The sequence below is a fragment of the Lacticaseibacillus zeae DSM 20178 = KCTC 3804 genome, assembly GCF_000260435.1.
GTDB lineage: Bacteria > Bacillota > Bacilli > Lactobacillales > Lactobacillaceae > Lacticaseibacillus > Lacticaseibacillus zeae.
This window is the reverse complement of sequence record NZ_BACQ01000032.1, coordinates 1-10,324: the sequence shown is the minus strand read 5'-3', so window position 1 is coordinate 10,324 and position 10,324 is coordinate 1. Positions and strand designations below refer to the sequence as shown.

Sequence of the window (10,324 nt, the reverse complement as noted above, 5' to 3'; positions counted from 1 at the left end):
ATTTAAAAAGGCCGTGATGCTTGCAGTCAATCACGGCCTGGTGACGGAACATCGAACTTTGACTTACTCATTTTTACATGAAGATGCTTACTTTGCAACTGTACTGTATCAAGACTTCTCCCTAACGTTAAACTGCCATCAGCCAACACGCCTCACCCCACCTGCGCCAGCGCCTGATCAAGATCCTCAATAAGATCGCGTACACTTTCCACACCAATCGCCAACCGAATAAGTTGCGGCGAAAGCCCACTTGCCTTGCGCGCGGCAACCGGCAACTCGGCGTGGGTCATTGTCCAAGGCAGCTCTGCCAAACTGGCAACCGATCCTAGCGAAACCGCCAACGTAAATAATTTCAGATCGTTCACAAATCGATCGGCATCAACGTTATCTGCCAATTCAAACGACAAGACGCCTCCTGCTCCGTTGAGTTCTTCCTGCGCTATCTGAAATTCGGATCCCGCTTCAAGCCAGGATAATGAGCACTTGAAATCAGCGGCGATGCTTCCAAGTGTTCGGCGATTGCCAGCGCATTTTGCTGTTCCCGAGCCATGCGCAAACTAAGGGTTTCGATCCCGCGCCGAACCAAGTTAGCCGCTTCAGGCGCCAACGTTGGCCCCAACGCGTTCTGCAAATAACCGACTTGTTGACTCAACGCCGGCGTTTTGGTCACCACCAAGCCTGCTAAAACGTCGCTATGTCCACCTAAATATTTTGTCGCACTGTGAATCACGATATGCGCACCCAAGTTAAGCGGCTGCTGAAGATAAGGCGTCAAAAAGGTATTATCCACAATTGTCAAGAGGCCGTGCTCCTTAGCCAACGCGCTGACTTTTTTAACGCTCGTCACCTTTAGCAGCGGATTCGACAGCGTTTCAAAATAAATCGCGCGGGTATTCGGCTGAATGGCCGCTTTAATCGCATCCAGATCACGCGTATCCACCGTTGTAAACGACAAGCCATGCTTGGTAAAATAATCGTTCAACAGTCGATACGTCCCGCCGTAAACCGAATCACCAATGATAATATGATCGTCGCGGTCAAAAATCGAAAAGACGGTTGAAATCGCCGCTAACCCGCTCGAAAACACAAATCCGGCATCGCCATCTTCCAAATAAGCAATTTCCTTTTCCAAATATTCACGGGTCGGATTGCCGCTTCGGGTATAATCCCAGCGCACCTTAGCGTCTGCCTGCGGATAAGCAAAAGTAGTACTTGAAGTAATTCGCAGCCGTATAGGCAAGCATAACGGGTAAGAAGTAAAACGGGGCGTCGCCAAAAATAGTGAGGATCTTATATGTTTGACTACTGGTACTTAACATATGAAGCAGCGGAAGGAGAATGACAATGACCTTCATCATGCCCCCGCCAATCAAGGCAGGAATTAAGGGCGACATGCACGAAGAGATAAAGTTAGCGAAAGTATCAAACAGATTCGTGTGGCCTTTAGCCTCGTCTTCGGCCGAATCTGCCACGTTAAGATACGGTAAATTGAATGTTTAGACGGCCTTTGCGGTGTATTCGTGATCATGTTTTCTCCTCCCAAGCAAATGACGGACATTAAGTTCACACAAGTGCCTGACGAATCAAACCCAAAAAACATTTAAAGCGCTTTCATAAAGTATTTTAACCCCATTAGTTCTGAAGGACAATATTCCATAAAAGAAAGTGTACAATTGGAATGTTTGGAATGTCAGGGAGCCGTATTGTGTCACAAAAGAGACCCTGAAATTCTGAATAGTTCAGAATTTCAGGGTCTCTTAGCTTGAGGTTGGAATTATACACCAGCCTCTTCCTACGATTAGTCAAGGGTTTGGGGTTTGGAACTTGGGGTTTGGAACTTGGGGTTTGGAATTTATGGTTTGGAACTTGGAGATTAGCCTTGAGGAGTTAGGCATCCTCGTCCAGCAAGAATGGACCAGGCTTTTAGGGTAACTCAAATAAGCTTCCGTTACGCGCCCTTTAAAACATATGTGAAATGAACTACTATACAGATGCGGGAGCTTTTGACTCCGCGTTAATTATGGGACTTCGAGTCCGTGTATCATAATGATACTTGGTGCTTGTCATCACCATGGCATAGAAGCACGTTAGGGTCTTGTTCATGCAGGCCACAACGGCAACCTTATCTCGTTTGGGGTGGGGTTGTTTTTTTAGTTTATAGTAGTAATCCACAATGTGATTTGGCGCGGAGTGTTTGGCTCTGATCATATTCCTGACAATCAGGTAGGTCAGTGCTCGTGCATGCGGATTTCCGCGCTTGTTAATATGATCTTGTCGCGTATACTGACCGGACTGGTAACGATTGAGATCAATGCCTACATAAGCATTGAGTTGATTAGCGTTATCAAAGCGGCGAATATCACCAAGTTCACCAATTAACCGGGAAGCGGATTGAAGCGCAACTCCCGGCGCAGAAGCATAAAGGGCTGATTCTGGAATGGCTTCTGCCGCTGTTATCATATCTTTATTCAAAGTTTCCTGTTGCTTGATGAGTTCAATAAGTTGCCGGCAGTAATATCTGACTTCCTGCACCTGGACGCTATCCTTATCCGCCGCAGGGTGGCTGTTATTAGCGAGTCTAAGCAGTTTCTCTGCGTACTTGAGTCCTTTCATTTTAGAAAGGCGTTTATCGGTCTCACTCATCAGCTTGTTCTTCAGACGAGTACGTGAAATACCACGAACAAAGTCTGGATGCGGATAAAGCAAAATGACATTCAATGCAAGTTTTGAAACTCGTGAACTAAACAACTGCTCTTCTTCTGGAAAAGTTTACTGGAGGGCGGTATTGAGCTTCATTCGTTTCACCTTGATATCTGCAACAATTTGGTCGTAAAAACGATCTAACTGTCGTTGCTGTTCATATTGAGGTGTCCACGGCGTCGTCAAACGATAGGTGTGCTGCATCACTGACTGGGCAATTCTGTGGGCATCCTTCTGATCGGTTTTAACGCGCCGTAAACTTTCAGAGTTTAAGTGCAACTCAAGCGGATTAAGTCGGCAGTACCGCAACTGATGATCTCGACAAAACCGTGCCAACGGTTCTGAGTAGACGCCAGTGGCTTCAAAGTAAATGATGGGATCATGAGCCTGGTCAATCAACTTTAACAATCTGGAAAAGCCGCTCTGATCGTGGGTACATTCAAACTCTTGAAGACATTGATTACCACGATACCAGACACCGGCGCTGTGACCTTTGGAAACATCCAATGCAAATACATCGGACACATTATGACTTCCTGTCTTAACCTATGAAGCTAGCCCGCCCCTTCATCTCGTAACTCATTTCCTAAACACGGTCTCGCAGACCCTCAATCTTAAACCAGATTAGCGCGATGAAGATGACGGAGATCCTTTTTATTTTACGGACTCGAAGTCCCTGAGGCTATGGTCGATCTTAGCTTCATCTTCAGTGTAATGGTGAAAAAGAAAAATCCGGTAAGAGTAGTTGGATTGACAACCTCTTACCGGAACTAATCTTAGATTGTTTTAGAATATTACCTATTTCCCAAGGAGGAGGAGACTTACTTCAACGGTTCCCATTTCCATTCTTCGACTTCCGGCAGATCTGTCCCGGCTTCACGAATGTAATCGTGGTGCTTCTGCAGAAGATCATCCATTTCCTGCATTAGATGAGCTCCTTTTTCGGTGAAGTCTGGCACATCCAAGACAGCTTCCTTAACTAAGTGGAAGCGATCCAGGTCGTTCCGTACCCGCATATCAAATGGGGTCGTGATGTCGCCTTCTTCACGATAGCCGTGAACGTGTAGATTGTGGTTATGGCGATCGAAGAAGATGTCTTTGATCAGGTCATCATAGCCGTGATAGGCGAAGATGACTGGTTTGTCTTTGGTGAAGTACATATCGAATTCGTCATCGGACAAACCACGCGGATCGTCTTTCTTCAGCTTAAGCAGATCAACGACATTGATGAAGCGAATCTTGAGATCCGGCAAGGCCTTGTGCAGGATGGAGATGGCGGCCAGACTTTCCAGTGTTGGTTCCGAACCGGCTGCCGCAATGACCAGATCCGGCTCAGCGCCTTGGTCGGTGCTAGCCCAATCGATGATGCCGAGGCCTTTTTCAACCAGATCCTTGGCTTCGGTGTCCGTAAACCACTGCGGACGTGGGTGCTTGCTGGAAACGATCAGGTTAATCAGTTGCTTGGAATCAACGACCTTGTCGAAGACCCGTACCAACGTATTGGCATCGGCAGGCAAATAAGCACGGATGTACTTGGTCTTCTTTTCCGCCAAGTGGTTGATGACGCCAGGATCCTGATGGGAGTAGCCGTTGTGATCCTGCTGGAACGCCGTGGAAGAAGCGATGACGTTCAAAGATGGCACATCAGCACGCCAGTCAGCTTCTTCATGGGCATTGCGTAACCACTTGAAGTGCTGGGTGAGCATGGAATCAACCACGCGCAGGAAGGATTCGTAGCTGGCAAAGAAGCCATAACGGCCGGTCAGGGTATAAGCCTCTAACATACCTTCGTCCATGTGTTCGGAAAGCATCGAGTCAATGATTCGGCCATGTGACGCCAACAGGGCATCATATGGCGGGTCGGTCGGTTCCATCCATTGCCGTTTCGTTGCTTCAAAGACCTTATTCAACCGATTGGACAAGGTTTCATCCGGTCCAAAGCCGCGGAAGTTCTTGTTCTTATCATTGAGTTTAATCAGGTCACGGATATAGGCACCAAGCACCATCATGTCTTGACCTTCGATGGCACCATGATCCTTGTTATCCAAGGCGTAATCAGATGGGTTTGGCTTCTCCAGATGCTTGGCCAGCTGACCACCATTCGTCACGGGATTCATCGCCATACGTTTGTCACCCTTAGGAATGATCGCCTTAATGTCAGCTTTAAGGGTGCCATCGTCATTAAACAATTCTTCTGGATGGTAGGACTTCAACCAGTCAACGAGTTGATCGGCATGTTGCATATCGCCTTGGTCCACCGGAATTGGAATCTGATGGGCACGGAAGGAGCCTTCAATGGGTTCGCCGTCCCATTCTTTCGGACCGGTCCAGCCTTTAGGAGCGCGGAAGACTAACATTGGCCATGCCGGACGACTTTCATCATCGTTGTCCTTAGCGTTCTTCCGAATCGCCTGGATCTCTTCGATGATCTTGTCCATTTCGGCTGCCATAAGCACATGCATCTTGGCTGGATCCTTGCCTTCGACAAAATGCGGATTCCAACCCAAGCCTTTGAAGTAATCTTCCAGCTCTTCATGGGATTCACGTGACAAAACAGTTGGGTTGGCAATCTTGAAACCATTCAGGTTCAAGATTGGCAAAACTGTGCCATCTGTTACTGGATTGATAAACTTGTTGACTTGCCAAGAAGTTGCCAATGGGCCGGTTTCCGACTCGCCATCACCAACGACAACCGCCGCAATCAAACCTGGGTTGTCCAGCACCGCGCCGGTACCATGAAGGATAGAGTAACCCAGCTCGCCGCCTTCGTGAATGGAGCCCGGTGTCTTGGGATCGGCATGTGACGCAACGCCGCCAGGGAATGAAAACTGTTTGAACAGCCGTTGTAAGCCCTGCGCGTTCTGTTCAATCTTTGGATACAGTTCAGAATAACTGCCATCCAAATAGGAGTTAGAGACCATCACCTGGCCGCCATGACCCGGACCTTCAATGTAAAACATGTTCAGATTGTACTTGTTAATGACCCGATTCAAATGGGCGTAAATAAAGTTTTGACCCGAAATCGTTCCCCAGTGACCAATCGGATGCACTTTAACATCTGATGCCTTCAATGGCCGCTTCAACAGCGGGTTGTCTTTCAAGTAAAGCTGACCGACCGACAGGTAGTTAGCCGCCCGCCAATACTTGTCGACTTCAGCCAGATATTCTTTCGACGAATAATCGGTTGTTTTTTCAATTGTTTGGTCCATAATTGGCAATCTCCTTTGCATTTCTTTGCATTAGTTTCCAAAACTATAGTACCACAAATGAGAATAATTGAAACCCTTTTCACAAAAACAATTTACATTTTTTCACTCGATACGAGTCAGTGTTCAAAGTCTCTACTTCAAAGACAAAGGCCAGAAAATTCTGATTTCAGAATTTCTTGGCCTTTTCAATCACATATTAAAGAAAGACTTCAACATGTGAAAATCATCAGTGTCTAGCAATCAGTTTTGAAAATCAGGATCATCTGGATTTGAGGCAATCATGACTTTAAGTTCTTGTCCTGCCATCATTGCTTCAAGTGCATCACGCCAATGATCAAGATCAAATACCTTAGTAATCATCTTGTCTTGGTCAATAGCACCTTTGCTCTCTAAATGAAGCGCAATTGGCCAGTCATATGGGTTTTGCGAACGAGAACCGATGTAATTGATTTCGTGTTGAATGATCGTACGCTCATCAAGAGCATTTAGCGGCTTTGCAAAGAGTCCAACCTGTTGGAATGTCCCACCTTTACGGATTAACGGCAAGGCGCTGTTAACTGCGGAGATGGCACCAGAGCAATCATAAACTTTTGTTACGCCAACACCGTCTGTCGCATCCATGATTACTTTAGCTAAATCCTCTTTTTGAGTATCAACGACAATGTCTGCGCCGAGTTCTTTGGCAATTTGCAATCTCTCTGTATCCTTAGTGATCCCTGACACAATAGTGAATGCGCCAATTTCCTTGGCAATTTGCAAAGAAAGCAAACCCATTGGTCCAGGGCCCATAATCAACAATTTGTCATGCAGAGTAAACGGCGTCTTTTGATACATAGCATGAACGCAGCAAGCTAATGGTTCTGAAAGTGCAGCCATTTTATAACTAACATTGTCAGGCAAGGTGTGAACACTTTCTTCGCGAGTTAAAACATAATTAGCCATGCTTCCATTTGCCTTTGTGCCAATTCCAACGCGTTCTTCGCAAAGATTGTATTCACCCGCTTTACAGTAAACGCAATGGCCGCAAGTTGAAAATGTCGTTTCACTAGTTACACGGTCGCCAGGACGTACCTTGGTAACTTGGTCACCAACGGCAACAACTTTACCGGAAAATTCGTGCCCCAAAGTTAAAGGTGTGACTGCATTAGCATATTCGCCTTTAAAAGTATGAACGTCGGTACCACAAATTCCTGTATATGCGACTTTCATTAAAACATGATTGCCCGTAACTTCCGGAATCGGTACATTCTTCAAACTCATGTGATCGTATCCAGGTTCTGATTTGACGACTGCTTTCATTGTCTTAGTTTTCACTGCATCCATTATAAAATGCCTCCAATTTCACCAAAATATAAACAAAATCAATTTATGCCATTCGGAAAAAACATCACTTTATTAAAGGATTCCGAACGAGTCGTAATCATGTTAAAAGCCTTTTGCATATCTTCTAACTCAAATCGGTGAGTTATGAGATCTTTGATTTTTATTCGACCTCTATTCACCAATTGAATTGAATTAGTCCATTCCCTACCAGGGAACGGAGCAGAATACGAGTTCCAAAAACCTGTTACAGTTAATTCATGTCGGAAGATGTTTTCAAAAGCCTTTTGATGTAACAAAACATCTGAGTAGGCAATTCCAACAAACCCAACCTTGCCGCGTCTTTTTGTAACAAGCAATGTTTGCTCTTCCGTAATCTTTGACCCAGCGCACTCCATTGATATATCAACGCCAAGACCGTCAGTATATTCCATAATCTTTTCTTCTAAAGATTCTTTTGCAGAATTAATGACGTGGGTGCAACCTTCATCTAGGCCCTTTTCTAACTTTTGATCATCGATATCAATTCCAATCACATTAGTTGCCCCTGAAGAAATTAATAAGCGGACCACTAAATCGCCAACCGTACCCAATCCAAAGACAGCAACGGTATCGCCCAATTCTGGCTTAATTCCCATTACGGCGTGAGCCGCTACAGCCATTGGTTCAATTAACGCTCCCTCTTCAAAACTCATCTTTCCGATATCAAGAACGTTTCTGGCAGGAACACTAACATATTGTTCAAAACCACCGAACTTTTGTTGCCCCAGCATTGAGTAATTTTCACACATCTGGAAAAGGCCAATCTGACAATAGTGACACTTGAAACATGGTATAAAAGGCGCTACAGCTACATGTTGACCTACTGAAACATTTGAAACATTCTCCCCTAATTGCGTAACAATACCTGAGAACTCGTGGCCCATAACGGCCGGATAGCCATACTTCCATCCGCTAATCATCTTATGGCTATCGGATCCACATGTACCAGCAGCCATGACTTTAACAACAACTTCGTCCTTTTTTGGACTAGGGATATCAATTTCTTTTACCGAGAATTTATTTAGATCTTCCAACATTGATGCTTTCAATGAAATTTACCTCTTTCATTAAATGAATCCTTTTACCAGCTCTGAGAATTTAAGGAGAATCCAGTTTAAGAAATTACCGCCCATATCGAGGGAAGAAACTTGTGCTGAACCAGCAGGGAATTTCACAACTCCGCGTAGCATCTCCGTATGCACAGGACTAAAGTCAGTAGCCATAAACAATGCCAATGTGATGACAACGGCTCCTGCTAAGACTGAATGGATAATATTGCCACGCCTCCTAGCAACGATAAGGGATACATAAAATGGAATTGTTGCTAAATCTCCAAAAGGCAGCACCCTATTTCCAGGCAGAATCACTGCTATAAACAAAGTAATAGGAACCAACAACAAGCCTGTCGCTAATGTGGCTGGTGCTCCTGTTGATAAGGCCGCATCCATACCAAGATAAATCTCACGATCCTTACCATAACGCTTTTGAAGAACCTCTCGTGCAGACTCAGAAATTGGCATTAAGCCTTCCATCAGCAACTTGACCATTCTCGGCATCAGCATCATAACAGCTCCCATGTTGATACCAAGTTTTAAAATACCAGCAATATCGTATCCGCCAAGCGCACCAATAGCGGCGCCAATAATAATCCCCATTACCATTGGTTCACCAAAGATACCAAAACGCTTTTGAATTGTTTCAGAATCAGCATGCAGGTTCTTAATTCCAGGAATCCTTGCAATAGCTGCTGAAATTGGAATTCCCAAAAGGCCAAACGCGTCACTTGAACCTGTTGGAAAACTAATTCCTTCTAATCCGTAAAATTCTTGTACATCCTTTGCTGTCCAGTCAGCGATGACTAAGCAGAAGATCATATAGATAATCGCTGATAAGATGCTGAACCACCAACTCTGCGTAACAATAAAGGCAACAGATCCAGCAGCGACCATGTGCCAGTAATTCCAAATATCAATGTCTAAGGTTTTTGTAACTTTCAACATGATTAAAATGATATTGGTTACCAATAGCACTGGAATTAATATTGAGGAAATCGGCTGCCCCCAAGCCCCTGCAGCAGCTGAAGGCCATCCAACATCAATGATCGTCAGATGGAACCCAAATCTTTTGACCATTGCTTTGGCAGCAGGTCCAATGTTGGAAGTTAACAAACCAATGACAAGATTGATACCAACCATCCCAATGCCGATCGTCAAAGCTGAACGTATTGCCTTTGCAGGTTTCACGCTGAAAATAAGCGCAATAATAAATATCATAATTGGGAGCATGACGCTCGGACCCATGTTTAGGATGTATTGAACAACTCCGCTAACCGTTTTCATAAGGAACCTCCAAAATGTTAAGTCGTTTGTCTTGTATTAAAGTGGTCATTTCTTTGATTGAATATCTTTTGCGGTGTCAACAATTTGCTGTTCCAACTTGTCCATGCCAATTCCCGTTAAAAATCCCATAGCCTTGATTGTCGGAATTTTATACGTTGTTGGTAAAACAGTTGTAGAGATCAACATGTCAGCTCCATCCTGCTTTGAGGAGGCTTCGGCGATCTTTATCTGATCTAAGTTAGCATCAATGTTATTTTTCTTGAACAATTCTTCTACTTTGCTCATAACAACAGTTGATGTTGCAATTCCAGCACCGCAAGCAACTAATACGTTTAACTTTTTCATGACAAGCACCTCTTATTTGAGTAATTCTTTGATTTCGTCCACCGATGTTGCGTTCTGGATCTGATTTAACACTGACGTATCTTGTATAACGCCCATTAAAGCCTGTAGCATCTCAAGTTGTGCATGTGGTTGATTTAAAGCTAGTACAAAGATAATCTTTGCTGACACATCTTGATTAGGGTCGTCCATTCTCTTAAAGGGAATGCCCTCCTGATTCGTGATAACAGCAACGAATTCACTTTTGATCGTATCCGCATCAGTGTGCGGAATAGCCACCCCCCTATCTTTGAGTTCTAAGCCTGTAGGAAATGTTGCTTCTCGTTCCTTAATTTTTGGCAGAAAAGACTCAGTTACCATTTGCGAATTTTT

7 protein-coding genes and 3 pseudogenes are annotated in these 10,324 nt (G+C 44.7%); 1 reads left to right on the top strand and 9 read right to left on the bottom strand.

All coding sequences use genetic code 11. The annotated features are described in order from the left end of the window. Positions 1–193: hypothetical protein (locus tag GSO_RS18365; RefSeq protein WP_235713477.1), on the top strand; the 193-nt coding region annotated here is incomplete at its 5' end. On the opposite strand, the pseudogene GSO_RS15715 reads toward GSO_RS18365, so the two are convergent. The 9 genes and pseudogenes from GSO_RS15715 to GSO_RS07285 all read right to left on the bottom strand — a co-directional run. Beyond that, positions 153–1,177 (bottom strand): annotated as a pseudogene (locus GSO_RS15715) (trans-sulfuration enzyme family protein). The gene GSO_RS18365 and the pseudogene GSO_RS15715 overlap by 41 nt on opposite strands. 34 nt (positions 1,178–1,211) lie before the next feature. Next, positions 1,212–1,469, bottom strand: a pseudogene (locus GSO_RS18360) (PTS transporter subunit EIIC); the annotation flags it as partial. Between the two features lie 545 nt (positions 1,470–2,014). Further along, positions 2,015–3,225, bottom strand: a pseudogene (locus GSO_RS18670) (IS110 family RNA-guided transposase). A gap of 296 nt (positions 3,226–3,521) precedes the next feature. Then, a complete protein-coding gene (locus GSO_RS07310) occupies positions 3,522–5,909 on the bottom strand; it encodes a phosphoketolase family protein (protein ID WP_010490636.1) in 2,388 nt (795 codons plus the stop codon). A 240-nt stretch (positions 5,910–6,149) separates the two neighbouring features. After that, positions 6,150–7,232: a zinc-binding dehydrogenase gene (locus GSO_RS07305; protein ID WP_010490635.1), complete on the bottom strand. Its 1,083-nt coding sequence runs from the start codon at positions 7,230–7,232 to the stop codon at positions 6,150–6,152. A 38-nt stretch (positions 7,233–7,270) separates the two neighbouring features. Next, positions 7,271–8,320: a galactitol-1-phosphate 5-dehydrogenase gene (locus GSO_RS07300; RefSeq protein ID WP_010490634.1), complete on the bottom strand. Its 1,050-nt coding sequence runs from the start codon at positions 8,318–8,320 to the stop codon at positions 7,271–7,273. An 18-nt stretch (positions 8,321–8,338) separates the two neighbouring features. Next, positions 8,339–9,610, bottom strand: coding sequence for a PTS galactitol transporter subunit IIC (locus GSO_RS07295; protein WP_010490633.1), 1,272 nt, complete (start codon positions 9,608–9,610; stop codon positions 8,339–8,341). Positions 9,611–9,655: 45 nt separating this feature from the next. Then, positions 9,656–9,955 (bottom strand): PTS sugar transporter subunit IIB, encoded by a 300-nt coding sequence (locus GSO_RS07290; protein WP_010490631.1) that lies wholly within the window; start codon positions 9,953–9,955, stop codon positions 9,656–9,658. 12 nt (positions 9,956–9,967) lie between these two features. After that, on the bottom strand, positions 9,968–10,324 hold a 357-nt coding region (locus GSO_RS07285), incomplete at its 5' end, for a PTS sugar transporter subunit IIA (protein WP_010490629.1).

Excerpts from the sequence above, each read along its gene's own strand:
- GSO_RS07290 (WP_010490631.1), bottom strand. The coding sequence starts at position 9,955 with ATGAAAAAGTTAAACGTATTAGTTGCTTGCGGTGCTGGAATTGCAACA.
- GSO_RS07295 (WP_010490633.1), bottom strand. The coding sequence starts at position 9,610 with ATGAAAACGGTTAGCGGAGTTGTTCAATACATCCTAAACATGGGTCCG.
- GSO_RS07305 (WP_010490635.1), bottom strand. The coding sequence starts at position 7,232 with ATGGATGCAGTGAAAACTAAGACAATGAAAGCAGTCGTCAAATCAGAA.
- GSO_RS07310 (WP_010490636.1), bottom strand. The coding sequence starts at position 5,909 with ATGGACCAAACAATTGAAAAAACAACCGATTATTCGTCGAAAGAATAT.